Annotated in this window: 22 protein-coding genes and 1 tRNA gene; 9 read left to right on the forward strand and 14 right to left on the reverse strand. The window is 62.5% G+C overall.

Annotated features, from left to right (window positions below; genetic code table 11):
* Nucleotides 1-63 precede the first annotated feature (63 nt).
* Nucleotides 64-678, forward strand: coding sequence for a transcriptional repressor LexA (gene lexA / locus BM279_RS05720; RefSeq protein ID WP_093501800.1), 615 nt, complete (start codon nucleotides 64-66; stop codon nucleotides 676-678).
* A gap of 11 nt (nucleotides 679-689) precedes the next feature.
* Complete coding sequence (gene sulA, locus BM279_RS05725; protein ID WP_093501802.1) at nucleotides 690-1145, forward strand: SOS-induced cell division inhibitor SulA; 456 nt, start codon at nucleotides 690-692, stop codon at nucleotides 1143-1145.
* Between the two features lie 91 nt (nucleotides 1146-1236).
* On the opposite strand, the gene BM279_RS05730 is transcribed toward sulA, so the two are convergent.
* The 6 genes from BM279_RS05730 to fadB form a co-directional block, all read right to left on the reverse strand.
* Nucleotides 1237-1476, reverse strand: a complete 240-nt coding sequence (locus BM279_RS05730; protein WP_027910358.1) for a hypothetical protein — start codon at nucleotides 1474-1476, stop codon at nucleotides 1237-1239.
* Nucleotides 1477-1615: 139 nt separating this feature from the next.
* Nucleotides 1616-2137: a DUF6586 family protein gene (locus BM279_RS05735; RefSeq protein ID WP_093501804.1), complete on the reverse strand. Its 522-nt coding sequence runs from the start codon at nucleotides 2135-2137 to the stop codon at nucleotides 1616-1618.
* Nucleotides 2138-2191: 54 nt separating this feature from the next.
* Nucleotides 2192-4798 carry a type I DNA topoisomerase gene (gene topA / locus BM279_RS05740; RefSeq protein ID WP_093501806.1) on the reverse strand — a complete coding sequence of 869 codons (2607 nt, stop codon included), beginning with the start codon at nucleotides 4796-4798 and terminating at the stop codon, nucleotides 2192-2194.
* Nucleotides 4799-5052: 254 nt separating this feature from the next.
* Complete coding sequence (locus BM279_RS05745) at nucleotides 5053-5289, reverse strand: DUF1653 domain-containing protein (RefSeq protein ID WP_093502516.1); 237 nt, start codon at nucleotides 5287-5289, stop codon at nucleotides 5053-5055.
* 202 nt (nucleotides 5290-5491) lie between these two features.
* Nucleotides 5492-6667, reverse strand: coding sequence for an acetyl-CoA C-acyltransferase FadA (gene fadA, locus BM279_RS05750; RefSeq protein ID WP_093501808.1), 1176 nt, complete (start codon nucleotides 6665-6667; stop codon nucleotides 5492-5494).
* A gap of 30 nt (nucleotides 6668-6697) precedes the next feature.
* The gene (fadB, locus tag BM279_RS05755; RefSeq protein ID WP_093501810.1) at nucleotides 6698-8845 is read right to left on the reverse strand and encodes a fatty acid oxidation complex subunit alpha FadB; all 2148 of its coding nucleotides are present in this window, start codon (nucleotides 8843-8845) and stop codon (nucleotides 6698-6700) included.
* 433 nt (nucleotides 8846-9278) lie between these two features.
* On the opposite strand from fadB, the gene BM279_RS05760 reads away from it, so the two are divergent.
* On the forward strand, nucleotides 9279-10100 hold the full coding sequence (locus tag BM279_RS05760) for a hypothetical protein (RefSeq protein ID WP_093501812.1): 822 nt from the start codon (nucleotides 9279-9281) through the stop codon (nucleotides 10098-10100).
* 26 nt (nucleotides 10101-10126) lie between these two features.
* Here BM279_RS05760 and BM279_RS05765 read toward each other — a convergent pair whose 3' ends face one another.
* A complete protein-coding gene (locus tag BM279_RS05765; protein WP_093501814.1) occupies nucleotides 10127-10564 on the reverse strand; it encodes a hypothetical protein in 438 nt (145 codons plus the stop codon).
* A gap of 88 nt (nucleotides 10565-10652) precedes the next feature.
* On the opposite strand from BM279_RS05765, the gene BM279_RS05770 reads away from it, so the two are divergent.
* Nucleotides 10653-11096, forward strand: a complete 444-nt coding sequence (locus tag BM279_RS05770; RefSeq protein ID WP_093501816.1) for a universal stress protein — start codon at nucleotides 10653-10655, stop codon at nucleotides 11094-11096.
* 79 nt (nucleotides 11097-11175) lie between these two features.
* On the opposite strand, the gene BM279_RS05775 is transcribed toward BM279_RS05770, so the two are convergent.
* Nucleotides 11176-13104 (reverse strand): ATP-binding cassette domain-containing protein, encoded by a 1929-nt coding sequence (locus BM279_RS05775; RefSeq protein WP_093501818.1) that lies wholly within the window; start codon nucleotides 13102-13104, stop codon nucleotides 11176-11178.
* Nucleotides 13105-13470: 366 nt separating this feature from the next.
* Here BM279_RS05775 and BM279_RS05780 point away from each other — a divergent pair, with 366 nt between their 5' ends.
* Together BM279_RS05780 and BM279_RS05785 are read left to right on the forward strand one after the other, a co-directional pair.
* Nucleotides 13471-15399 (forward strand): transglycosylase SLT domain-containing protein, encoded by a 1929-nt coding sequence (locus BM279_RS05780; RefSeq protein WP_093501820.1) that lies wholly within the window; start codon nucleotides 13471-13473, stop codon nucleotides 15397-15399.
* A 485-nt stretch (nucleotides 15400-15884) separates the two neighbouring features.
* Nucleotides 15885-17525, forward strand: a complete 1641-nt coding sequence (locus tag BM279_RS05785; protein WP_093501822.1) for a hypothetical protein — start codon at nucleotides 15885-15887, stop codon at nucleotides 17523-17525.
* Between the two features lie 124 nt (nucleotides 17526-17649).
* Here the strand turns inward: BM279_RS05785 and BM279_RS05790 are convergent, their stop codons facing one another.
* The 5 genes from BM279_RS05790 to moaB form a co-directional block, all read right to left on the reverse strand.
* Nucleotides 17650-18450, reverse strand: coding sequence for an MOSC domain-containing protein (locus tag BM279_RS05790; protein WP_093501824.1), 801 nt, complete (start codon nucleotides 18448-18450; stop codon nucleotides 17650-17652).
* A 72-nt stretch (nucleotides 18451-18522) separates the two neighbouring features.
* Nucleotides 18523-19452 (reverse strand): chemotaxis protein CheV, encoded by a 930-nt coding sequence (locus tag BM279_RS05795; RefSeq protein WP_093501826.1) that lies wholly within the window; start codon nucleotides 19450-19452, stop codon nucleotides 18523-18525.
* A gap of 124 nt (nucleotides 19453-19576) precedes the next feature.
* A complete protein-coding gene (gene yegS, locus BM279_RS05800) occupies nucleotides 19577-20473 on the reverse strand; it encodes a lipid kinase YegS (protein ID WP_093501828.1) in 897 nt (298 codons plus the stop codon).
* Between the two features lie 88 nt (nucleotides 20474-20561).
* Nucleotides 20562-21773: a molybdopterin molybdotransferase MoeA gene (locus BM279_RS05805; RefSeq protein WP_093501830.1), complete on the reverse strand. Its 1212-nt coding sequence runs from the start codon at nucleotides 21771-21773 to the stop codon at nucleotides 20562-20564.
* Nucleotides 21770-22309 carry a molybdenum cofactor biosynthesis protein B gene (gene moaB / locus BM279_RS05810; protein WP_093501832.1) on the reverse strand — a complete coding sequence of 180 codons (540 nt, stop codon included), beginning with the start codon at nucleotides 22307-22309 and terminating at the stop codon, nucleotides 21770-21772. Before moaB ends, BM279_RS05805 begins: the two co-directional genes overlap by 4 nt.
* A gap of 68 nt (nucleotides 22310-22377) precedes the next feature.
* On the opposite strand from moaB, the gene mobA reads away from it, so the two are divergent.
* The 3 genes from mobA to BM279_RS05825 all read left to right on the forward strand — a co-directional run bounded on the left by mobA (nucleotide 22378) and on the right by BM279_RS05825 (nucleotide 23669).
* Nucleotides 22378-22950, forward strand: a complete 573-nt coding sequence (gene mobA / locus BM279_RS05815; RefSeq protein WP_093501834.1) for a molybdenum cofactor guanylyltransferase MobA — start codon at nucleotides 22378-22380, stop codon at nucleotides 22948-22950.
* A gap of 317 nt (nucleotides 22951-23267) precedes the next feature.
* Nucleotides 23268-23489, forward strand: coding sequence for a YgdI/YgdR family lipoprotein (locus tag BM279_RS05820; RefSeq protein WP_013792021.1), 222 nt, complete (start codon nucleotides 23268-23270; stop codon nucleotides 23487-23489).
* A 103-nt stretch (nucleotides 23490-23592) separates the two neighbouring features.
* Nucleotides 23593-23669 (forward strand) — tRNA-Pro (locus tag BM279_RS05825).
* Nucleotides 23670-23731: 62 nt separating this feature from the next.
* On the opposite strand, the gene BM279_RS05830 is transcribed toward BM279_RS05825, so the two are convergent.
* Entirely contained in the window at nucleotides 23732-23914 is a 183-nt protein-coding gene (locus BM279_RS05830; protein WP_093501836.1) for a hypothetical protein, read from the reverse strand.
* Nucleotides 23915-23968 lie beyond the last annotated feature (54 nt).

The following is a 23968-nucleotide window of genomic DNA, read 5'->3' on the forward strand; positions in this document are numbered from 1 at the left end:
ATTGCCAAGCACGCCTTACTGTATATAATCCCAGTCACTGTATAAAAAGCCAGAGCGCCTCACATGATCAAGCTGACGCCCCGCCAAGGTGAAATTCTCGCCTTCATCAAGCAGTGCCTGGAAGACAATGGCTATCCCCCGACCCGCGCGGAAATCGCGCAAGCCTTGGGCTTCAAATCGCCCAACGCCGCCGAGGAACACCTCAAGGCCCTGGCACGCAAGGGCGCCATTGAAATGACTCCAGGCGCCTCGCGCGGCATTCGCATTCCGGGCTTCGAGCCCAATCAGCAGGAGGAGGAAGACGGCCTGCCGGTCATTGGCCGCGTCGCCGCCGGCGCGCCAATCCTCGCGCAGCAGCATATAGAGGAAGCCTGCCGGATCAACCCGGACTTCTTCCGCCCCAAAGCCGATTACCTTCTGCGCGTGCGCGGCATGAGCATGAAGGATATCGGCATCATCGATGGCGACCTGCTGGCAGTGCACACCACCAGCGAGGCGCGTAACGGCCAGGTGGTGGTAGCACGTATCGACGATGAAGTGACGGTCAAGCGCTTCAAGCGTGAAGGCAACACCGTGTGGCTGCTGGCGGAAAACCCGGAGTTCGCCCCGATCAAGGTGAATCTGGAAGAGCAGGATCTGGTCATTGAAGGTTTAAGTGTCGGCATCATCCGCCGCTAATTGGAGGCGTCATGCAGTTCCCCCAGTCGTTGAGCCGTAACCAGCTGCCCCTGTTCGATGCCTTTCTGGCCTCGACCCTCGCAGCCGTAGAAGAACCGGCAAGCCAGGAAACCACCTTCAGCGAAGTGTCGCTGCGTGGTGCAGCCGGCCATTGTCTGACGCTACTGGCGCCCATGCTGCGGGAACTGAGCGAAAAGGATGACGAACGCTGGCTGACTTTGATCGCCCCGCCCGCCAGCCTGACCCAGAACTGGCTACGCGAGGCCGGCCTGAACCGCGAACGTATCCTGCTGCTGCAGCCGCGCCGCAACCAGAGTGCGCTGCAGCTGGCCGAGGAAGCGTTGAAGCTTGGCCGCAGCCACACCGTGGTGAGCTGGCTGCATCCCCTGCCCTCGCACGCCCGCCAGCAACTGGAAACAGCGGCACGTACCGGCAAAGCGCAGAGCCTGAATATCAGCCTGGGTTGAAATCTGGCGGCGTAACGATCGACTAGATAAACAAAAGGCCAGCACATCTGCTGGCCTTTTGTTTATCTGGGCTCGCTCAGGCCAATGCCTGTCAATGAAGTACCCGCGGCTGTTCGTCTTCTTCGTGCTCGAAATCGCCTTCGGCCATTCGACCTGCCATCTGCACACCGACGTTGAGCATCGCCTTGGCGACCTCCACGTGCTGACCCTGCAGGAAGGCCTTGGCATCTTCCGAGAAATCCAGCACCACCAGCGCTTCCTCATCGTCGGCTCGACGCAGGGCAATACGCCCATCGGGCAGTTCGACGATCTCAAGGAAGGATGTAGGCATGACTCGGATTCTCCACGAAGGGCAGTACCTCAAGGAGGCGTGCCGCAAAAGGCCGTACAGTGTAACAGCCAGTCCGCCCGATGGCTTGGCGAAAAACCTGCCAGATGCCAACGGACTTTCAATCAGCGACAGGCGGTGCTCACCACTCGCTCAGGCCTTCACGAAAACGCTGGGCAAGGGCTTTGAGTTCCTGCCGCCAGTTTTCCAGGGTTTCACGCGCCAGCTGTGGCGCCTGCTCATCGACGCTCACCGCCTGGATCAACGCCGAAGCGCCGGGCTCGCCTTTCAGCTCACGTGGCGGGCGCGGCGGCTTGAACAGCTCGGCGTGTGCGGCCAGCAACTGCCCCAGCCAAGCGTCACGATTTGCCGCCAGCTCGACCAGCTCAGCCAGCTCGGGGCTCGGCGCGCCATCGAGGTTCTGCCGGTCCAGCAGCACCTCGGCACGCGCGGCGCTGCTGTTGGGCAAGCGATAAAAACCGGCGATCTCATGGCACAGCCCGAGCAGCGCGCCGTACAGATGAAACAGCGTGGCTTCGCGCTCGGCCTGCACCAATGCCTGAGCATTCATCGCCCGGCCTTCCTCAGCCTTGCGCCAGGATTCCAGAGACAGCCCGGCATAGAAGATCTTCTGATTGGTGCGGGTATACAGCTCGCCAGCCATTTGCATTCTCCAGATGGCGCCGGGCGCACGCCGCGAGGGGGCACCCGGTACGGATCAACGCTTGTCTTCGACCTTCCACTTGCCGCCGTCGAAGAACGCCTTCCAGCCGGTGGGCTTGCCATCGACTTCGGTCTGCACGTACTGCTCCTTGGTCTTGCGGCTGTAGCGGATGACCGCTGCGCGGCCTTCCGGATCCTTGGCCGGCGCATCGATCAGGAAGTGGTACTTCGGATCGATTTCGTCCTTATGCGGCAACAGCTCGAGCACCAGCGGCGCACGGGTTTCGCGGTTCTTAGGGAACTGGCTGGCAGCCAGGAACAGCCCCGAGGCGCCGTCGCGCAGCACGTAGGTATCGTCGACCTTCTCGCACTTGAGCTCCGGCATCTTCACCGCGTCCATCTTGGGTGGCGCAGGCTCGCCGTTGCGCAGCAGTTTGCGGGTGTTCTTGCACTCACTGTTGGTGCAGCCGAAGAACTTGCCGAAGCGACCGGTCTTGAGCTGCATCTGGCTGCCGCACTTGTCGCACTCCAGACTCGGGCCTTCGTAACCCTTGATGCGGAACTGGCCCTGCTCGATTTCGTAACCCGCGCAATCCGGGTTATTGCCGCAGATATGCAGCTTGCGGGTTTCATCCAGCAGGTAGGCGTCCATCGCCGTGGCGCAGATCGGGCAGCGATGCTTACCCAGCAGCACGCGCGATTCGGATTCGCCTTCGTCATCGGCAGCGATCTCGTCGCCCGGCACCAGGTTGATGGTCGCCTTGCAGCGCTCTTTCGGCGGCAGGGCGTAGCCCGAGCAGCCGAGGAACACGCCGGTGGACGCGGTACGAATCATCATCGGCCGGCCACATTCGCGGCACGGAATGTCGGTCAGGGTCGGCGTGTTGGCACGCATGCCATTGTCGCCGTCGGCCGCCACTTCGAGCTTTTTCTTGAAGTCGCCGTAGAACTCGTCGAGCAGGTGCTTCCACTCGCGCTCGCCCTGGGCGACGTCATCGAGGTTCTCTTCCATGCCGGCGGTGAAGCCGTAGTCCATCAGGTCGGAAAAGCTCTCGCTGAGGCGTTCGGTGACGATGTCGCCCATCTTCTCGGAATAGAAGCGGCGATTGTGCAGCGCCACGTAGCCGCGGTCCTGGATGGTGGAAATGATCGCCGCGTAGGTCGACGGGCGGCCGATGCCGCGCTTTTCCATTTCCTTGACCAGGCTGGCTTCCGAATAGCGCGCCGGCGGCTTGGTGAAGTGCTGGCTAGGATCGAGCTTGATCAGCTTGAGCGACTCGCTTTCCTTCATTTCCGGCAGTACGGCGTCGTCGCCCGGCTTGCTCAGCTGCGGCTGGGCACGGGTGTAACCGTCGAACTTGAGGATGCGGCCCTTGGCACGCAGCTCGAACTGTGCGGCGTTGACGGTCACGGTGGTCGACAGGTACTCGGCCGGAGGCATCTGGCAGGCCACGAACTGGCGCCAGATCAGCTCGTACAGACGCTCGGCATCACGTTCCATGCCCGACAGCTGGGTCGGACGCAGGTTGACGTCAGAAGGACGAATCGCTTCGTGCGCCTCCTGGGCGCCTTCCTTGCTGGAGTAGAAGTTGGGCTTCTCCGGCAGGTATTTCTTGCCGTACTCCTTGTCGATGAAGCCGCGCACCATCTCGATGGCGTCGGCCGACAGGTTGGTGGAGTCGGTACGCATATAGGTGATGTAGCCGGCCTCGTAGAGACGCTGGGCCATCATCATGGTCTTCTTCACCCCGAAGCCCAGGCGCGTGCTGGCGGCCTGCTGCAGGGTGGAAGTGATGAACGGCGCAGTCGGCTTGCTGCTGGTCGGTTTGTCCTCGCGCTTGGCGACGCTGTAGCTCGACGCCTTGAGGGTCGCCAGCGCGGCCATGGCCTGGGCTTCGTTCAGCGGTTTGAAGGCGGCGCCGTTCTCACGAACCACTTCGAAGCGCACCTGGGCATCCTTGGCGGTACCCAGGTCGGCGTGCACTTCCCAGTATTCTTCAGGCACGAAGGCGCGGATTTCCTTCTCGCGCTCGACCACCAGCTTCACGGCTACCGACTGCACACGACCGGCCGACAGGCCACGGGCGATCTTCGCCCACAGTAGCGGAGAAACCATGTAGCCCACCACGCGATCCAGGAAGCGGCGCGCCTGCTGAGCGTTGACACGGTTGATGTCCAGCTCACCCGGGGCGGAGAACGCCTCCTGGATGGCCTTCTTGGTGATCTCGTTGAACACCACGCGTTTGTAGCGGCTGTCATCGCCACCGATGGATTCGCGCAGGTGCCAGGCGATGGCCTCCCCCTCTCTATCCAAGTCGGTCGCGAGATAGATGGTGTCGGCTTCCTTGGCCAAGCGGCGCAGTTCCTCGACCACCTTCTCCTTGCCAGGCAGGATTTCGTATTTGGCTTTCCAGCCGTGCTCCGGGTCGACGCCCATGCGCGCGAACAGCTGGCGTTTGGCCTTTTCCTTCGGCGACAGCGCCGGCGCTTCGCCTGCTGCTGCCTTGCCGCGCTTGGCAGGTTCCTTGGTAGCCGCCCCGCCGCTGGTGGGCAGGTCGCGGATATGGCCGATGCTCGACTTCACCACGTACTGGCTGCCCAGGTACTTGTTGATGGTCTTGGCCTTGGCCGGGGATTCCACGATGACCAGCGATTTACCCATGGATTGGAAAATTCCTGAAATTCGGTAAGTGAAGGCGACAGACGCCTGAAAACACTGTTGGGCGTATCGAGCCGACGTTTATCACGTCGACGATGAAGGCGCCCGCTCGAGGGAGCGAACGCAAAAAGCGTGGTGCTGCCGCAGCCCGGAGTGGTGCTTTTGCACATCTCCGATGGCCCTGCGCTCAGCTTTGGCCCCGCTATATATAGTGGCGGTCAAGGCAAGGTCAAGGGCGAGCGCTTTTCGCAGTGCCCTCAGGGGCGACTGAAAAGGCTCGCTTCGGCCTCGACCAAAGCAAAGCGCGGAACCTGCTCGCCGTCCAGTTCCACCTGGCTGGTGAACATCGACAGCGGTCGTACCCACAAGCCGTATTCTCCATACAGCGCCTGGTAGACCACGACTTCCTCTTCCGTCTCCGAATGCCTGGCCACACCCAGCACGCGGTACTCGGGACCTTTGTAATGACGGTAGAGACCGGGTTGCAGCGACATCATTCAATTTCCTGGAAAGTTTTTCGTCCGATACAAAGGAACGACCTCGACAATTGCCCGACGGTTCGCCCTGCTTGGCCTCCACGATTGGCGGAGCACCAAAAAACAAAAACCGGGGCAGAAGCCCCGGTTGTGCAACCTGTACAGCGGACTCGAAGAACTGCCGCGCTACCTTATATAGCGCAGCAGCCCTGGCGAATCGTCAGATGCGCTCGAACACCGTGGTAATGCCCTGGCCCAGGCCAACGCACATGGTCGCCACGCCAAAGGTGCCGTTGTTCTGCTTCATCACGTTCAGCAGGGTACCGGAGATACGCGCCCCGGAACAACCGAACGGGTGCCCCAGCGCGATGGCGCCGCCGTGCAGGTTGACCTTCTCTTCCATCTTGTCGAGCAGTTTGAGGTCCTTGAGCACAGGCAGGGCCTGGGCGGCGAAGGCTTCGTTGAGCTCGACGAAATCGATGTCGTCGATGGTCAGGCCGGCGCGCTTGAGCGCTTTTTGGGTAGACGGCACCGGGCCGTAGCCCATGATCGCCGGATCGACACCGGCCACGGCCATGGCACGCACCACGGCCATCGGCTGAATACCCAGATCCTGAGCACGCTGGGCGCTCATGACGATCATGCAGGAAGCGCCATCGGTGATCTGCGAGGAAGTACCCGCAGTGACGGTGCCGCCCTTGGGATTGAACGCCGGCTTGAGGTTGGCCAGGCTTTCCAGGGTAGTTTCCGGGCGAATGGTTTCGTCGTAGTCGAAGACCTTAAGGAAGCCGTTCTCGTCATAGCCCTGCATCGGGATGATCTCGTCCTTGAACTTGCCTTCCACCGTGGCCTTGTGGGCCAACTGGTGGGAGCGCACGCCAAACTTGTCCTGGGCCTCGCGGCTGATGTTGTGCATCTTGCCCAGCATCTCGGCGGTCAGGCCCATCATGCCGGACGCCTTGGCGGCGTACAGCGACAGGTGTGGGTTCGGGTCGACGCCATGCATCATGCCGACGTGGCCCATGTGCTCGACGCCGCCGACCACGAATACATCGCCGTTATCGGTCTGGATCGCTTGTACGGCGGTGTGCAGCGCGCTCATCGACGAGCCGCACAGACGGCTGACGGTCTGCCCGGCACTGGTGTGCGGAATCTGGGTCATCAACGAGGCCATGCGTGCGATGTTCCAGCCCTGCTCGAGGGTCTGGTTGACGCAGCCCCAGATCACGTCTTCGACTTCCTTGGGGTCAACCTTGCTGTTGCGTTCCAGCAGTTTGCTGATCAGTTGCGCCGACATGGTTTCAGCACGGGTATTACGGTGCATGCCGCCCTTGGAACGACCCATCGGGGTCCGGCCGAAGTCGACGATGACTGCATCTCTTGGATTCAGGCTCATAAATTCACTCTCGCTCCAATCGTTGCGCGATTAACCGAAGAAGGCCTGGCCGTTTTTGGCCATTTCACGCAGTTTCTCGGTCGGCTTGTACAGCGCGCCCAGATCGGCGTACTTGTCGGCCAGGGCCACGAATTCGGCAACCCCGACGCTGTCGATGTAACGCAGCGCACCACCGCGGAAGGGCGGGAAGCCGATGCCGTAAACCAGGCCCATGTCGGCCTCGGCGGCGGTCTCGACGATGCCGTCTTCCAGGCAGCGCACGGTTTCCAGGCACAGCGGGATCATCATGATGTTGACGATGTCCTCGTCGCTCAGCTCACGCTGCTCCTTGACGATCGATTTGAGCAGCTCGTAGGCCTCCGGATCGCTGACCTTCTTCGGCTTGCCGCGCTTGTCGGTCTCGTAAGCGTAAAAGCCCTTGCCGTTCTTCTGGCCCAGGCGGTTGGCGTCGTACATCACGTCGACCGCGGTACGGCCGTCGACGGCCATGCGATCCGGGAAGCCTTCGGCCATCACGTCACGGCCGTGGTGGCCGGTGTCGATGCCGACCACGTCGGACAGGTACGCCGGGCCCATGGGCCAGCCGAACTTCTCCATGACCTTGTCGATACGCGCGAAGTCGACGCCGAAGCTCAGCAGCGTGGCGAAACCGCCGAAGTACGGGAACAGGATGCGGTTGACCAGAAAGCCCGGGCAGTCGTTGACCACGATCGGGTTCTTGCCCATCTTCTTGGCGTAAGCCACGGTGGTGGCCACCGCCTCGTCACTGGACTTCTCGCCGCGGATCACTTCGACCAGCGGCATCATGTGCACCGGGTTGAAGAAGTGCATGCCGACGAAGTTTTCCGGGTGCTTGAGGGCCTTGGCCAACAGACTGATGGAGATGGTCGAGGTGTTGGACGCCAGGATGGTGCCCTCCTTGACCGCGCCTTCGACCTCGGCCAGCACGGCCTGCTTGACCTTGGGGTTCTCGACCACGGCTTCGACGACGATATCGACGTGACCGAAGTCGCCGTAGGACATGGTCGGGCGAATGGCGCTCAGCGATTCGGCCATCTGCGCGGTGGTCATGCGGCCTTTCTCGACGCGCTTGGCTAGCAGCTTGGAAGCCTCGCCCAAGCCCATCTTGATGCCTTCCTCGCGGATATCCTTCATCAAGATCGGCGTGCCCTTGGAAGCCGACTGGTAGGCGATGCCGCCACCCATGATGCCGGCGCCCAATACGGCAGCCAGCTTCACGTCCTTGGCGATGGCGTCGTGAGCCTTGGCCTTTTTCTTGAGCTCCTGATCGTTGAGAAACAGGCCGATCAGGCTCTTGGCGACAGAAGTCTTGGCCAGCTTGGCGAAACCGGCGGCTTCGACTTCAAGCGCCTTGTCACGGCCGAAGTTGGCGGCCTTCTGGATGGTCTTGATTGCTTCGACCGGCGCCGGGTAGTTCGGGCCAGCCTGGCCGGCCACGAAGCCCTTGGCGGTTTCGAAGGCCATCATCTGCTCAATGGCGTTGAGCTTGAGTTTCTCGAGCTTGGGCTGACGCTTGGCCTTGTGGTCGAGCTCGCCAGAGATGGCGCGCTTGATCAGGTCCAGGGCAGCGGCCTGCAGCTTGTCGGCGGCGACCACGGCGTCGACCGCGCCGACCTTGAGGGCTTCTTCGGCACGGTTTTCCTTGCCGGAGGCGATCCACTCGACCGCGTTGTCGGTACCGATCAGGCGCGGCAGACGTACGGTGCCGCCAAAGCCTGGGTAGATGCCCAGTTTGACTTCCGGCAGGCCGATCTTGGCACCTTCGGCCATGACCCGGTAGTCGGCAGCCAGGCACATTTCCAGACCGCCACCCAGGGCGATGCCATTGATGGCGACTACGGTGGGCACGTTCAGGTCTTCGAAATCGCTGAAGATCTTGTTGGCTTCCAGGCCGCTGGAAACCAGCTGCTCTTCGGGCAGCTTGAAGTTGTCGACGAACTCGGTGATGTCGGCGCCGACGATGAACACGTCCTTGCCGCTGCTGACGATAACGCCCTTGATCGAGGCATCGGCCTTGATCGCATCGACGCTCTGGCGCAGCTCGCTCAGGGTCAGACGATTGAACTTGTTGACGGACTCACCCTTGAGGTCGAACTTGAGTTCGACGATGCCGCTTTCAAGAGCCTTAACCGTGATGGCTTTACCTTCGTAAATCATCAACTGATCTCCACGCTAAGGGAATCTGAACAGTACACACCGGAGCCAACCGGCCAATTCACGCTACGAACAACGTAGACGAAAAAGGGCTACCCGCCGATGCGATAGTCGGACTGGATTGGGCATTTGCGAAGAGGCAAACACTCAATTCATACGCCCGTTTGATTTGGGTGAGCACACCTTCAGGCAAAAGCCTGCGATTGTCAATTGGCGTTATGTAGCCGCATACAGCTGGCACTACGCAGACCATACAGTCAGTTTGAGGGCAGACGAAAAGCCGATCAGTCGCGTCGATAATCCATCATTCGAGAGGCATGGATCGCCTCTGTGCAAGCGCTAGCCAAAACCCTCGACCGCGGGTAGAGTCGCGCCCATTCGGCTGCCACCGAAGCCAAAAACAACAAGAACGACACGATGACACCGAGGTATCCGCATGCCAGCCCAATTGCGTGCCTTCTCTCTGCATACCCTCCTGCTCGGCGCTCTGGCGCTGCACGCTTCCAACCTCTTCGCCAGCACCGCCGACGACTTCCAGCACCTGCAGGACTTCCACCTCGCCACTCAGAAAAGCCTGGCCGACTTCTACATGTACAACAGCATGGAAGGCGACCAGCGTTATGCGAAGATGATCGAGGCGTCGCGCCAACAGGCCCGCGAACAGCTCAGCAAACTGTCCAGCCTGCAGGACGTGGGCGCCGCACGCCTGCAGACGCAGCTGCAGGAACAGTGGCAGCTTTACGACGCCGAGCTGAAGAGCCTGATGAGCGTCATGCAGAAACAGGGTTACACAGATTTGCAGCCGGTGGCGGACATGGCGACGCGCAACCGCCAGGTACTGGAAACCGCCCAGGCGCTTTACGAGGCGCTGCAACGTATGGACGGCAGCGCCATCAGCGCACAGATGGCCGCCACCCGCGAGCTCAGCGTGCTGATGCAGAGCATCGCGGTGAACTACGCGGCGCGCAGCGCCTCGGTGGGCGCAAGCTTCTCGGGTGACAGCAGCGAGCGGCCTATCGAAGACCTGGTGAGCGACTTCTCCGCACGCCTGAACGCACTGCGCAACCAGCAGGCCAACAGCGCGGCGATCAATACCGCGCTCGACGGCGTGGCGATCAAGTGGCGTTACATCGAAGGTTCGCTGCGCAATTACAACGAAAAGAGCGTGCCATTTCTGGTCAACAAGTACTCGGACAGCATCATTCGCAGCCTGGCGGATGTCGACGCGCTCTACGCGCAGTCAGGCAGCCAGTCGTGATTTTGCGCGGCGAGCAGACGTACGACTCAGGCGTTGGATTTGAGAAATGCGGCGATTGCCGTCAGGGAATCGGGCTGGCCACGTTCACCCCAGCACAGCGCGATCATCTGCGGTGTGGCTTCGGCCTTGTAAACATCGGCCGGCAAGCTGGCGAGCTGCTCGGCCAGCGCCGCATCGGCGCAGGGCTCCTGCCACTTGTTCAGCCACTGACCCGGCTCGCGTTGCCAATAGCACCAGCTGTCCTGGCGCCCGCGGGGCCGCGGATGGTGGTACTGCGGGCACGGATTGGGCGGTGTCTTGCCCAGCCAGTACGGCCACTCCTCGCGGGCCAGCTGCATCGCCAAACCGAGGCGACGGGCCTGCAGGCGTACGTCCATCTGGCCCCGCTGACGCCGCGACGGCACCAGCCAGACCAGCGGACTAAGGGCTAAGACCAGCAGGGCCAGAACGATCCATCCCGTCATAATTTCTATCTCGACTGCGCAACCTGTGGTAAATGCTCAAACCAGCCATACTTGAAATCACTGGTCACCCTTGTAAGGAGACAACCCCATGTCCTACCAGCACATTCTGGTCGCCGTCGATCTGACCGAGGAGTGCGACCCGGTAATGAAGCGCGCCCAGGCTCTGGCGAGCAGCACCCAGGCCAAGCTTTCCGTGGTGCATATCGTCGAACCCATGGCCATGGCTTTCGGCGGCGACGTGCCGATGGACCTGTCAATGCTGCAACAGCAGCAGTTCGAACAGGCCAAGGAGCGTCTCGACGCCTTCGCCATCAAACACCCGCAACTCAGCGCCGAGAACCGTCACCTGGCCTACGGCCAGCCGCGTCAGGAAATCCACCGCCTGGCCGCCGAACAACACTGCGACCTGATCATCGTCGGCAGCCATGGTCGCCATGGCCTGGCCCTGCTGCTCGGCTCCACCGCCAACGACGTGCTGCATGGCGCGCCGTGCGACGTACTGGCGGTCAGCCTGAAGAAACCAGCGGCCTGATCAGCCCTGGCGAACGCCGCCGGGCACCCGCCCGGCGGCGTCCCACCCGATCCTTCCGACGCTGCTCCAGCCTCGCCTGTCAGCCTTCCAGTTCAGCCCAACGCTCGACCAGGCGATCCAGCTCTTCCTGTTGAGCCTGCAGTTGCGCCAGCACCGCGGCGGTCTGCTCGGCAGGCTGCTGGTAGAAGGCCGGATCGGCGATCCTGGCTTCCAGCGCGGCAATCGCCTGCTCGGCGGTATCGATCATTTCCGGCATGGCGTCCAGCTCACGCTGGTGCTTGTAGCTGAGCTTCTTCTTGGCTGCCGGTGCAGCGGCGGCAGTCTCGGCGACCGGCGCCTCGACCACGGCGGTTTCGACGATGGCCGAGCCCAGTTCGGCCTTGCCCGATTTGCTCTCGCCCACGCCGAGCAGGCGTGGTGAGCCGCCCTGGCGCAGCCAGTCCTGATAACCGCCCACGTATTCACGGACTCGCCCTTCGCCCTCGAAGACCAGGGTGCTGGTCACCACGTTATCGAGGAAGGCCCGGTCGTGGCTGACCATCAGCACGGTGCCCTTGAAGTTGGAAAGCACCTCTTCGAGCAGCTCCAGGGTTTCCACGTCGAGATCGTTGGTCGGTTCGTCGAGCACCAGCAGGTTGGCCGGCTTGCTGAACAGCTTGGCCAGCAGCAGGCGCGCGCGCTCGCCACCGGACAGCGCCTTGACCGGCGTGCGCGCACGCTGCGGGCTGAACAGGAAGTCGCCCAGGTAGCTCAGCACGTGACGGTTCTGGCCATCGATCTCGATGAAGTCGCGACCCTCGGAAATATTGTCGATCACGGTCTTTTCGATATCCAGCTGGTGGCGCAGCTGATCGAAATAGGCCACTTCGATCTTGGTGCCCTGCTCCACCTTGCCGGCGGTCGGCTGCAGACCGTCGAGCATCAGCTTGAGCAGCGTGGTCTTGCCGGTGCCGTTGGCGCCGAGCAGGCCGATGCGATCACCGCGTTGCAGCACCATGGAAAAGTCCCTGATCAGCAGCGGGCCGCCCGGATGGGCGAAGCTGACGTTCTCCAGCACCATCACCTGCTTGCCGGACTTGTCCGCCACATCCAGCTGGATATTGGCCTTGCCGGTGCGCTCGCGACGTTCGCTGCGCTCCACGCGCAATGCCTTGAGGGCGCGCACGCGGCCTTCGTTGCGGGTACGACGGGCCTTGATGCCCTGACGGATCCACACCTCTTCCTGGGCCAGTTTCTTGTCGAACAGCGCATTGGCGGTTTCTTCGGCGGCCAGCGCGGCCTCCTTGTGCACCAGGAAACTGGCGTAATCGCCGTTCCAGTCGATCAGCCCGCCGCGGTCCAGTTCCAGAATGCGCGTGGCCAGGCTCTGCAGGAAGGCCCGGTCGTGGGTGATGAACAGCACGGCGCCCTGGAAATCCTTGATGGCTTCTTCGAGCCAGGCGATGGCGCCGATGTCCAGGTGGTTGGTCGGCTCGTCGAGCAACAGCAGATCCGGCTCGCTGACCAGCGCCTGGGCCAGCAGCACACGACGACGCCAGCCGCCGGAAAGCTCGGCAAGGGTCTTGTCGGCCGGCAACTGCAGGCGGCTCAGGGTGCTGTCGACCAGTTGCTGCAGGCGCCAGCCATCCTTCGCTTCCAGCTCCTGCTGCACATGCATCAGCTTGTTGAGGTCTTCCTCGGTCACGCAGTTCTGCGCCAAATGGTGGTACTGGGCGAGCAGATCACCCACGCCGTCGAGGCCCTGGGCGACCACATCGAACACCGTGCGGCCATCGGCGACCGGCAATTCCTGGGGTAACTCGCCGATCTTCAGGCCCGGCGCCCGCCAGATTGTGCCGTCGTCGGGCTTCTGCTGGTCGTTGACCAGCTTGAGCATGCTCGACTTGCCGGTGCCGTTACGGCCGATGATGCACACCCGCTCGCCACGGGCGATCTGCCAAGACACCTTGTCCAACAGCGGCATGGCGCCAAAGGCCAGGGAAACATCGGTGAACTTGAGCAGGGTCATCAGGGTTGCCTCGACAATACGCGGGAGTGGTGGACCAAAACCTGGGGCGCGACCAGGGCCTCGTTGCTGCCGACCACGAAACTGATCTGGCTGACGCGCACGCCAGCCAAAAACGGGCGCGTATTCTAACCGAGATGGCCGGCGGCGTCTGTGAGCCCGCATTGATGTGACATAAACGGACATGCGCCATGTACCGGCGGCCCTTTCGCGGCACGCAGGCAAAAGGCTAAGCTAGCGACCATTGCCGCCGCCGCGCCTGACGATGCACTTTTCGCCGCGGCGCACACCGGTAACCGCCCCAAGGGCACATCAGGCGACCGGCACCAGCCAGGTCGCGCCCGATCACGAGATGACCCCGGAAGTGCCATGCGCTGTCGTTTGCCCAGTCTGCTGTCCTGCCTGATTCTTTGCGCCGCCACATCCACGCTGAGCCAGGCCGCGAGCCTGCAGCAGCAACGCCAGTACTACGACGAGGCCAAGGCCGCGCTCGCCAAGGGCGACAAGGGGCCTTACGAGCGCTACGCCAGCGCGCTGCGCGACTACCCGCTGACGCCGTATCTGACCTACGACGAGCTGACCGCACGGCTGAAATGGGCCAGCAATCAGGAAATCGAAGCCTTTCTCGCCGCCCATGGTGACCTGCCCCAGGCCAACTGGATGAAGTTGCGCTGGCTGCGCTGGCTCGCCGAACGCGGCGAATGGCAAACCTTCGCCAAGTACTACGACCCGGGGCTCAACTTCACCGAACTGGACTGCCTGAACGGCCAGCGCCAGCTCGCCCAGGGCCAGACCGCCGAAGGCTATGCCAGCGCCGAGAAGCTCTGGCTGGTGGGCAAATCCCAGCCCGAAGCCTGTGACCGCCTGTTCGATCGCTGGGCCGCCGAAGGCCAGCTGACCGAGCAGCGCCGCTGGCAGCGCGCCAAGCTCGCCGCCGAAGCACGCAACTACAGCCTGGCAACCTTCCTGAGCAAGGACCTGCCGACCCTGAGCAACCACGGCAAGCTCCTTGTGGAAGTCGTCCAGAAACCGCAGATTCTTACCCAGACCGCCCGCTTCACGCCGGCCGACGACGCCATGGGTGACGTGGTCAGCCTCGGCCTGCGTCGCCTCGCGCGCCAGGATCCGGAACAGGCCCTGAGCCTGCTCGAGGGTTACTCCCAGCGCATGCGCTTTTCCGATCAGGAAAAGGTCGCCATCGCCAACGAGATCGGCCTGACCCTGGCGCGCCGCTTCGACCCGCGCGCCCTCGACATCATGGCCAAGTACGACCCCAACCTGCGCGACGACACCGTCAGCGAGTGGCGCGCCCGCCTGCTGCTGCGCCTGGGCCGCTGGGACGAAGCCAACAAGCTGATCAGCCGCATGCCCGAGTCCCTGGCCAGCACCAACCGCTGGCGCTACTGGCAGGCGCGCAGCCTGCAATTGGCTCAGCCCAACAGCAAGGCCGCCCAGCCGCTGTTCCATGACCTGGCCAAGGAGCGCGACTTCTATGGCTTCATGGCCGCCGACCAGGTCAAGGAACCGTACTTCCTGAAGAACGCACCGCTGCAGCTCAGCCCTGCCGTGATCAAGAAAGTACGCAACGCGCCCGGCATTCGCCGTGCCATGGAATTCCACGACCGCGGCCAGGTCGTCGAAGGCCGCCGCGAGTGGTACCACGCCAGCCGCCATTTCGACCGTGACGAGCTGGTCGCCCAGGCGCGCCTGGCCTACGACATGCAGTGGTACTTTCCGGCGATCCGCACCATCAGCCAGGCCAAGTACTGGGACGACCTGGACATCCGCTTCCCCATGGCCCATCGCGAGCCGCTGACCGCGGAAGCCAAGAAGCGCGGCCTGCATTCGAGCTGGGTATTCGCCATCACCCGCCAGGAAAGCGGCTTCATGGCCGATGCCAAGTCCCACGCCGGGGCTCTCGGCCTGATGCAGGTGATGCCGGCCACCGCCAAGGAGACCGCACGCAAGTTCGGCATCCCCCTGAGCAACCCGAACAATGCGCTGCTGCCCAGCGTCAACATCCAGCTGGGCGCCGCCTATCTGAGCCAGATCTACGGCCAGTTCAACGGCAACCGGGTGCTGGCCTCGGCCGCCTATAACGCAGGCCCGGGCCGTGTGCGCCAGTGGCTGCGCGGCGCCGATCACTTGTCCTACGATGTGTGGGTGGAGAACATTCCGTTCAACGAGACCCGCCAGTACGTGCAGAACGTGCTGTCCTACGCGGTGATCTACGGCGACAAGCTCAACGCGCCCCAGCCGCTGGTTGGCTGGCATGAGCGCTTCTTCGAGGGTCAATGAACATCAGCCAAAATGCTGAGCTCCGGTTCTGTCACCCTGGCCTCCACTGACTGAAACCACAAACCCGACAACAACCGCTGCAGGGCAAGCCTGCAGCGGATCGTACGCAGAACAGCCTGCTTGGCTGAGCCCTGTGACTGCCTCCAGTCTCTCCAGCTAGGTAGCTGACAGCCTCCAGCATCCTCCCTTCTCGCTCGGCATCCGCAGCGCTCTGGCGCAGTGATCCGCAACCTCCAAGGCTCGATCAGCCGCCTGTGGGTAACGTAGTTGACTCACGCAGGGAACCAGTTTGCCGCCCAAACCACCCAGCGATATGGCTTTCTCACTGGAGAAGGCGGCTGATTACTGCCCCAGCCCTCCAACTGCGCGCAAGGAGCTAGGCCATTTCAGCCCAAAGCACATAACAACGATGAAACAGCAACATCACTGACTGCCCTGCTACGCGGCTTGATGCCTTGTATGTCATAAAGAAAAGAGGATTTGTTATGGATGGAGTTTCGCGCGGTACCCCTGCATTACCAGCTGTATCGCATACCCAGGTCGGAAATGACTCTCGCGCCGAGGGCCGCCGAGTAACCGAGATAAGTGCAGCACAGCGCCAAGCACAGAACCAGCGTGAGATACATGAACACCTGGACGGTATGTTCCAGAAATATCGCAAACCCACCACGTTGCCACCAGGCGCTAGCGCGCAAGATCATGCGAAAGTCGCCGAGCACAATAGAAAGATCGACGCTCTGGTGAGCTCCCGAGCCGAGCTGCTGGCGAGTGAAGGCGAAGATCTCGATTCAGTTCGCAGAACGCTGGATAACGCCCATTCACTCGACAGCAAGTCGACGTCAGGCTCTTCATTGGTCGCAGGATTGCCGTTCGCCTTGGTTGCGATTGCTCAGCATCTCTACCCCAACCTGGTGGAGGCCCCTGCCAAGATGTTGACCAGCCTTGCTGGCACCACTTCCCCAGTTGCCGAAGCGGCAGCTCAAGGCCTGGTTGCTGCTCTAGAAGCGGTCGCGATCGATCAGGTATCCACCGCCGCTCAGAATGAAATGAACAAGGACTTGCTGTTTTTCAAAGCACCTGAGGACAACTTGCACGATGTCATGGTGGAGGCGTTGAAAGACAAGGAGCCAGGATGGTTGACACAGTCCGGTACTGGCGCCGCGGAAATGCAAACCTTCAGTGTGCGTAATGTGTTGCGTAACGGCCTTGACATACACCTCTCTTCTCAGGCGAATCAGCCCGGTCTTCGGCCGGAAGCGCAAGCGGCAGCGACAACCAAGGCCGCGAACGCCGGGACGACAATCACCAGTGCCGGCGGTGTTTTAGCGTCAATGGGGGCAGCGCATCTTGCACGTATGCGGGAAGAAAAGAGTGGCCTACGCGATCCTGCGCAAATCTTCGCGCGCAAAGATGCCGAGCCCAAGGAAAATCTCGCCGATGAAAGGGACTGGTACGACATCTATAAAGCGGCCAAAGACACCAGTTGGAAGGCCATGGCCAGTCATGGTGGCAGCCGCGTAGGCAATGCCGCGATGGGCACCCTGAGTAGTACCCTGGACGGCGCACGAAGCCTCGGCACTGCGCGTAGCGTTCTGGCCAATGGCGGCTTTGCGGCAACGTTTAGCGGGGTCAGCGCCATTCAGAAAGCGGCGACGGCCCCGATCAGCAATCCTCTTGCCAAGGCTGCGGTCAACAATGCGATCAACCTTGTCGGCTCAGCTACGGCGTTTGGCGTGTACGGCGCCATGAACGCCGTGGGTCAGAAAGTGGCCGATAAAGCCTCAGAGTGGTACGACAGAGACAACCACGCGGCCCCCAAAGCGGCCGCTCGCCAGGCGATGGAGTCCGCGCGTGACGGGACAAAGCACGCCGTCGAGGCAACACGCAACGGGACAAGCCACGCCATAGAAGCCACGCGTAACAGCGCAAACCAAGCGCTCGAATCCACACGCAATGGGATCAACTCGGCACTTGCAACAGGCCGACAAACATTCGATACCGCTGCCGCCATGGTGGGTAGCATCGACTCGGACGCGATAACTCGACAGCTGATGGGGCAAGTCAATGAACTACGTCAGCGCCAGCGACAACAGCCGAATGAGGAAGATGGTATAGAGATGGTCTAAATATGCGCTGACCGTACGAGCACCAGCGCCTTTCGACTCGTTACTCCTCGTAGTAAGAGTCGAAATGGCAATACGGGCCAAGCCAAGGATGGCAGCCCCATGTGTACACGTTTGTAGCTCCCGCCTACTGCAATATTTCAACCGGCATGCCGACGCGCAGCTCACCGTTGCCATGGTTGATCAGGTTCTGCCCGAACAGGATGCCGTCCTCGCCCTGGCGATAGCTGCGCAAGGTGGTCAGCGGTTCACGGTCGGCGCTGCGCTCGCCGGTCTTGGGGTCGATGGTGGTGATCACGCAGCGCGAGCAGCGTTTGGCCAAGGTGAACTCGGCTCCACCAATGCGGATACGCTTCCAGGTGTCCTCGGCGTATGGCTCGGCGCCCTGCACCACCAGGTTGGGGCGAAAGCGCAGCATCTCCAGCGGGCGACCGACCCGCGCCACCAGATCGTCCAGCGACGCCTGGCCGATCAGCAGCAGTGGAAAGCCATCGGCAAAGCCCACCTTCTCGTCACCGTTGACATTGCCTTCGATAAAACGCGCCCGCTCGGCAGGCACGTGCACCAGGCGACAGCCCCTGCCCATGAACGCACTGCCCCAGGCGGCGGCTTCGTCACCGGCGTCCGGTACGCGCAGGGTATCGCGCCAGATGATCACGCCACGCAGCGCCTGGTCGGGATCCGGCAACGCTACTTCCAGCGTGGGCATGCCCGGCGCGTTCAGTGTCAGCCCGCCAGACAGGTTCCAGCGCGCCTGCAACTGGCTCATCTGGGGAAAGGTACGCTGGGTCATGAACCGCCCGGTTTCCGCGTCCGCGAACATCCAGCGGCGATCGCCGGCGACGCCCAGATCATCGAGCTGCAGGCTTGGCAGGGATTCACCCATGGCGGATTTGAGGGGAAAGCGGTACAGCGCGGAGAGGTGCATGGCTCGGCGTCCTGACTTGAGCGAAACGGCGGTTATACGCAAACCGCCGTTGGGGCTCAAGCAGCCAGAGCCTTACTTTTCGTCCAGGGCGAGGCGCTGACGAATCACATCCACCAGTTTGTCCGGCTGGAACTTGGACAGGAAGTTGTCGCAACCGACCTTCTTGACCATCGCATCGTTGAAGCTGCCGGATAGTGAGGTGTGCAGCACCACATAGAGGTCGCGCAGGCGCGGATCCTGGCGAATCTCGGTGGTCAGCCGATAGCCGTCCATTTCAGGCATTTCGGCATCGGTGAACATCATCAGCAGCTTGTCGGTGATCACCTCGCCCGCATCGGCCCAGGCTTTGAGCATCCTCAAGCCTTTCAGCCCATCGGTGGCGACATGCAGCTTGATGCCCAGTTGAGTCAGGGTGTCGCGCAGCTGCGCCAGAGCCACACTGGAGTCGTCGACCAGCAGCACCTCCCGGCCACGAGCTTTTTCCAGCAGAGGATCGGCCAGGCGGTCACCGGAAATGCGCGTGTCGTAGGGCACGATCTCGGCCAGCACCTTTTCCACGTCGATAATCTCGACAAGCTGGTCATCGACCTTGGTAATGGCTGTCAGGTAATGCTGACGCCCCGCCCCGCCGGGCGGCGGCAGGATGGATTCCCAGTTGAGATTGAGAATGCGGTCGACGCCGCCGACCAGGAACGCCTGAATCGAGCGGTTGTACTCAGTAACGATGATGGTGCTGCGCTCATCCGGCACGATCGGGCGCATGCCGATGGCCTGGGACAGGTCGATGACCGGCAGCGTCTGGCCACGCAGGTGGATCACCCCACAGACGAACCGATGCCGGTGCGGCATCAGGGTCAGCTTGGGCATGTGCAGCACTTCCTGCACCTTGAAAACGTTGATGGCGAACATCTGCCGGCCCGCCAGACGGAACATCAGGATTTCCAGGCGGTTCTCGCCTACCAACTGCGTCCGTTGATCAACGGTGTCGAGAATACCGGCCATTATTCGCTCCTGTGAGGCGTGGTGTTCGTATGAAGCTATCGGCCAGTCGTGCAATTACTGTAGGCGGCATGGCGCAACGCCATCTTGCACCAGCGCGCGGCGGCGCACCAGCAATACCCGCTGATCAGTCGTGCAGCAACGGCGAGCCTGCCGGCAAATGCAGCCGCAACGCCTGAGGCCTTGCAGCGAAGCGTAGACGATGCCCGCCACGGGGCTCACCATCGAGGTTCAGATCCAGGCCCTCGGGGGCGTCGATTTCCAGCCAGGGCACGCGCGCGCTGATCGACACACCCTCAATACCCTTCAAGCCGCCGGACAGCAGCGTGCCAAGCGTTCCGACCACATCGGAGGCGGCCGGCACGATGCACACGTCCAGCAAGCCGTCGTTCACAAGGGCATGGGGGCACAGCACATGCCCGCCGCCTGCCTGGCGACCGTTGCCGATGCCGAGGGCGAGGAACTCGCCTTCCCAGGCGAAATCCGGCCCCTTGAAGCGGCCAAAGGCCGAGCGCACCTCGGCGAAGCGGGTCAGGCCGGTTAGCATATAGGCCGCCCCACCCAGGAAGCGTTTGAGGTCTTCCGAGGTATTGGCCGTGATGTTGGAGCCAAAGCCGCCGGTGGCCATGTTGAGAAACAGCTCGCCATCGACCTCGCCCAGGTCGATCGGCTGCGCCGGCGTGTCGAGCAGGGCCAGGGCCTCGCCAGGCGTCAGCGGAATACCGGCGGCATGGGCGAAATCGTTGGCGGTGCCCAACGGCAGCAATACCAGGCTGGCATCGGTCTCGGCCTTGGCCATCGCTTCGGCGACATCGCGCAGCGTGCCGTCCCCGCCGCCGGCGATCAGCGTCGGGTAGCCTGCCTGCAGCGCTTCGGCGACCAGGCGCTGAGCATCGCCCGCCTCCCAGGTCAGCCGCACGGCCAGGTCCCAGCACTTCTCACGCTGGCTGTTGACCGCCGCGCGCACCTCTTCGTTGAGGGCCTGCTTGCCATGAAGGATCAACAGGGCTTTACGCTCTTGCATAAGGGCTCCGATACAGAAAAGAAGTCTGTGCTGCCTAATGCAGACAGCGTGCGGCGGGAATAATCACGCCCGTCGCACGCGCCTGTCGTCAGCCGAGCAGTTCGCTCATCGGGATAAAGCGCACGGGATCGCCTTCAGCCAGCGTGGCACCTTCTAGCACCTGGGCCAGCCCCTCGGCCCAGGCTGCGCTGCGCAGCACCCCCGAACTCTGGTTCGAATAGGGCACCACGCGACCGTTTTCAAGGCGCGCGCGCAGAAACTCGCGGCGCTTGCCCGGTTTGGGCCAGGTGAAACCCGCCGGCACGCTGAAGCCCAGGGGTTCGACCTTCTGCACACCCAGGCGGCGCAGCAGATAGGGGCGCGCCAGCAGACCGAAGGTCACCAGCGTCGAGGCCGGATTGCCGGGCAGGCCGATCACCGGACACCCGCGGAACTCGCCGACGGTCAGCGGCTTGCCCGGCTTGATCGCTAGCTTCCACAACGCCAATTCGCCGGCTTCGCGCAGGGCTATACCGAGAAAATCCGCCTCACCGACCGACACGCCGCCGGTGGACAGGATCAGGTCGACATTTTCCAACTCACCGAGCGCCTGACGCGTACGCTCAAGGTTATCGGGCAGGATGCCGGCGTCGATGACTTCGCAACCTAGACGCTGAAGCCAGGCGACCAGCAGATAACGGTTGCTGTTGTAGATCTGCCCGGCGCCCAGTTCATGGCCGGGTTCGATCAGCTCATCACCGGTGGACAGCACCGCCACCCGCGGTTTGCGGCGAACCGCCAGCTGCGCCAGGCCGATGGACGCCGCCAGCCCCAGCTCGACGGGCCCCAGCCGCGTACCGGCAGCCAGCAGCGTTTCGCCCTTACGATTTTCCTGACCTTGGGGGCGGATGTTCTGCGCGATCTTCATCGGCTGATTGAAGTGCACGCGACCGTCCTCGCCGACACTGACGTTCTCCTGCATCTCCACCGTATCGGCGCCATCGGGCACCGGTGCACCGGTGAAGATGCGCGCACAGGTGCCGGGCCGCAGCGCATCGGGCGCCATGCCGGCAAGGATGCGCTGGCTGACTTCCAGCGGCTCGCCCTGACAGTCGGCCAGGCGTAATGCGTAGCCGTCCATGGCGCTGTTCGGCCAGGGCGGCAGGTCAAGGCCGGCGACCATGGGTTCGGCCAGCACGCGACCATCGGCTTCAGCCAGGTCGACTCGCTCGTGCTCGACGATCGGCGCGGCCTCGGCCAGTTCCAGCAGCCGAGCCAGGGCCTGTTCCACCGGCATCAACGGGGAATGCGCCTCGCTCATCCGCGGCTCTCGCACGGCGCGGCGAGCTTCAGGTGTGGCACGAAATTGCACGGGCGATGACGCGCATCGAGCTGTTCGGCGAGGATGCCGTCCCAGCCGGTGCGGCAGGCGTTGGTCGAGCCCGGCAGGCAGCACACCAGGGTGCCGTTGGCCAGGCCGGCCAGCGCGCGGGACTGGATGGTAGAGGTGCCGATGTCGGCGGTGGAAATCTGCCGGAACAGCTCGCCGAAACCATCGACCTGCTTGTCGAGCAGGCAGGCCACCGCTTCCGGTGTACTGTCACGACCGGTGAAGCCGGTGCCGCCGGTGATCAGCACCACCTGCACGACGTCTTCGGCGATCCAGGTGGCGACCTGGGCGCGGATCTTGTAGAGGTCGTCCTTGAGCAGCACCCGATCGGCAAGGTTATGGCCCGCCGCCTTGAGGCGGTCGACGAAAAGTTGCCCGGAGGTATCGGTTTCCAGCGTGCGGGTATCGCTGACCGTCAGCACGGCGATATTCAGGGGCACGAATGGCGCATCGGCCTTGTGGCTCATGGCAGGCTTCCAGTTGTGGTCGACAAAGGCCGGTGTTATACCACAGCGCCACCTCCGGAGACCCCGCCATGCCCGCCACCGCAATGCCCCAGCCCTTCTCCGTGGTACTGCTCGCAGGCGGCCGGGGCCAGCGCATGGGCGGCCTGGACAAGGGCCTGGTCCACTGGCAGGCGCGGCCGATGATCGCATGGCTGCACGAGGTGGTTCGCCCACTCACCGACGACCTGATCATCTCCTGCAACCGCAACCAGGAGAACTACGCGGCCTACGCCGACCGCCTGGTCGGCGACGACAGCGCTGACTATCCGGGCCCGCTGGCCGGCATCCGAGCCGCCCTGCAGGTCGCCCGCCACCCATTGCTGCTGGTGCTGCCGTGCGATGCCCCCAGGGTCGACCGCACACTGATCGAGAGCCTACTCGTCCTGGCCGAGGATCATCCGGTCATGGCACAGCGCGACGGTTACTGGGAGCCGCTGTTCGCGGTCATACCCCGCCGCCTGCTGCCATCATTGGAAGAGGCCTGGCAGGCTGGCGAGCGTAGCACCCAGCGCTGGCTGCGCGCCCACCAGCCCGCGGCGCTGGTCTGCGAGACGGATGATCCGCGCCTGAGCAACCTCAACTCGCCCGACCTGCTCGACTAAGAACCTGTTCAGAGTGTGCTGCACGTCGGCACTGCGGCGTTAAAAACAGGCTCGGAAAGCCGCTTGCGGCTAACGCACTTCAGTGCGGCCCGAAGGGCGAGCGGAGCGAGTAATGCTCATTTACAGCTCATAAACTCCGCGTCCTCGCCTGTTTTGCGGGGCCGCCTAGGCCTTGCATTGCTCTAGCTCGCGAGACTTTGAACAGGCTCTAAGGCTTGCAGCGGGCGCGTCATCCGAGCATAAATAGGGCGGAACTTGAGCTTGGCGCTTTCGTCTGAGCCAAGGTAATCACTCAGCTTCGATTTAGGAGACAAGCCATGAAGCAACGGACTACCGCTGCGTTTCTACTCGCCTTCGGCCTGGTTACCCTGGCAGGTTGCTCTACCCCGTCGGTGATCACCCTCAACGATGGCCGTGAAATTCAGACCGTCGACCGTCCCGACTTCGACAAGGACACCGGTTTCTACGAGTTCGAGCAGTTGGATGGCAAACGCACCAAGGTCAACAAGGACCAGGTTCGTACCGTCAAGGAGCTGTAAGCGTCTTTTCTACTCAAGGGCGCATGCCGAACGCGGCGCCCTGATTAAAAATTTTTGCTAACCCCTTGTGCAGCAAAAGTTTTTGAGTAGAATTTAGCGCATTCGGAGTGTAGCGCAGCTTGGTAGCGCGTCTCGTTCGGGACGAGAAGGTCGCAGGTTCGAATCCTGTCTCTCCGACCAAATCCCAAAAAAACCGGCCTTGATGGCCGGTTTTTTCGTTTCTGGCATTTAACTCTCAGAGCTCAGCCCTCACCACCCCCACCACAGGCGATGAGTTCGATCAGGCCCATCTGGTACCATTTGTTCTGGCAACTCCAGCCATGCTCGAACGTCCAGGCACTGGCGGTACCGCTAAATGCTATTCCAGCTACCAGCGCCGCGGCCAGCGTCAGGCTACGTGAGCGCGTGTTCTTCATGCGTTTCATGGAAACCTCACCATTCATCCAGGATTGATGAGCGGCGCCACGCGTTACAACTGT

The sequence above is a fragment of the Phytopseudomonas straminea genome (assembly GCF_900112645.1).
Lineage (GTDB): Bacteria > Pseudomonadota > Gammaproteobacteria > Pseudomonadales > Pseudomonadaceae > Aquipseudomonas > Aquipseudomonas straminea.

Excerpts from the sequence above, each read along its gene's own strand:
- lexA (WP_093501800.1), top strand. The coding sequence starts at position 64 with ATGATCAAGCTGACGCCCCGCCAAGGTGAAATTCTCGCCTTCATCAAG.
- sulA (WP_093501802.1), top strand. The coding sequence starts at position 690 with ATGCAGTTCCCCCAGTCGTTGAGCCGTAACCAGCTGCCCCTGTTCGAT.
- BM279_RS05730 (WP_027910358.1), bottom strand. The coding sequence starts at position 1,476 with ATGCCTACATCCTTCCTTGAGATCGTCGAACTGCCCGATGGGCGTATT.
- BM279_RS05735 (WP_093501804.1), bottom strand. The coding sequence starts at position 2,137 with ATGGCTGGCGAGCTGTATACCCGCACCAATCAGAAGATCTTCTATGCC.
- topA (WP_093501806.1), bottom strand. The coding sequence starts at position 4,798 with ATGGGTAAATCGCTGGTCATCGTGGAATCCCCGGCCAAGGCCAAGACC.
- BM279_RS05745 (WP_093502516.1), bottom strand. The coding sequence starts at position 5,289 with ATGTCGCTGCAACCCGGTCTCTACCGTCATTACAAAGGTCCCGAGTAC.
- fadA (WP_093501808.1), bottom strand. The coding sequence starts at position 6,667 with ATGAGCCTGAATCCAAGAGATGCAGTCATCGTCGACTTCGGCCGGACC.
- fadB (WP_093501810.1), bottom strand. The coding sequence starts at position 8,845 with ATGATTTACGAAGGTAAAGCCATCACGGTTAAGGCTCTTGAAAGCGGC.
- BM279_RS05760 (WP_093501812.1), top strand. The coding sequence starts at position 9,279 with ATGCCAGCCCAATTGCGTGCCTTCTCTCTGCATACCCTCCTGCTCGGC.
- BM279_RS05765 (WP_093501814.1), bottom strand. The coding sequence starts at position 10,564 with ATGACGGGATGGATCGTTCTGGCCCTGCTGGTCTTAGCCCTTAGTCCG.
- BM279_RS05770 (WP_093501816.1), top strand. The coding sequence starts at position 10,653 with ATGTCCTACCAGCACATTCTGGTCGCCGTCGATCTGACCGAGGAGTGC.
- BM279_RS05775 (WP_093501818.1), bottom strand. The coding sequence starts at position 13,104 with ATGACCCTGCTCAAGTTCACCGATGTTTCCCTGGCCTTTGGCGCCATG.
- BM279_RS05780 (WP_093501820.1), top strand. The coding sequence starts at position 13,471 with ATGCGCTGTCGTTTGCCCAGTCTGCTGTCCTGCCTGATTCTTTGCGCC.
- BM279_RS05785 (WP_093501822.1), top strand. The coding sequence starts at position 15,885 with ATGGATGGAGTTTCGCGCGGTACCCCTGCATTACCAGCTGTATCGCAT.
- BM279_RS05790 (WP_093501824.1), bottom strand. The coding sequence starts at position 18,450 with ATGCACCTCTCCGCGCTGTACCGCTTTCCCCTCAAATCCGCCATGGGT.
- BM279_RS05795 (WP_093501826.1), bottom strand. The coding sequence starts at position 19,452 with ATGGCCGGTATTCTCGACACCGTTGATCAACGGACGCAGTTGGTAGGC.
- yegS (WP_093501828.1), bottom strand. The coding sequence starts at position 20,473 with ATGCAAGAGCGTAAAGCCCTGTTGATCCTTCATGGCAAGCAGGCCCTC.
- BM279_RS05805 (WP_093501830.1), bottom strand. The coding sequence starts at position 21,773 with ATGAGCGAGGCGCATTCCCCGTTGATGCCGGTGGAACAGGCCCTGGCT.
- moaB (WP_093501832.1), bottom strand. The coding sequence starts at position 22,309 with ATGAGCCACAAGGCCGATGCGCCATTCGTGCCCCTGAATATCGCCGTG.
- mobA (WP_093501834.1), top strand. The coding sequence starts at position 22,378 with ATGCCCGCCACCGCAATGCCCCAGCCCTTCTCCGTGGTACTGCTCGCA.
- BM279_RS05820 (WP_013792021.1), top strand. The coding sequence starts at position 23,268 with ATGAAGCAACGGACTACCGCTGCGTTTCTACTCGCCTTCGGCCTGGTT.
- BM279_RS05830 (WP_093501836.1), bottom strand. The coding sequence starts at position 23,914 with ATGAAACGCATGAAGAACACGCGCTCACGTAGCCTGACGCTGGCCGCG.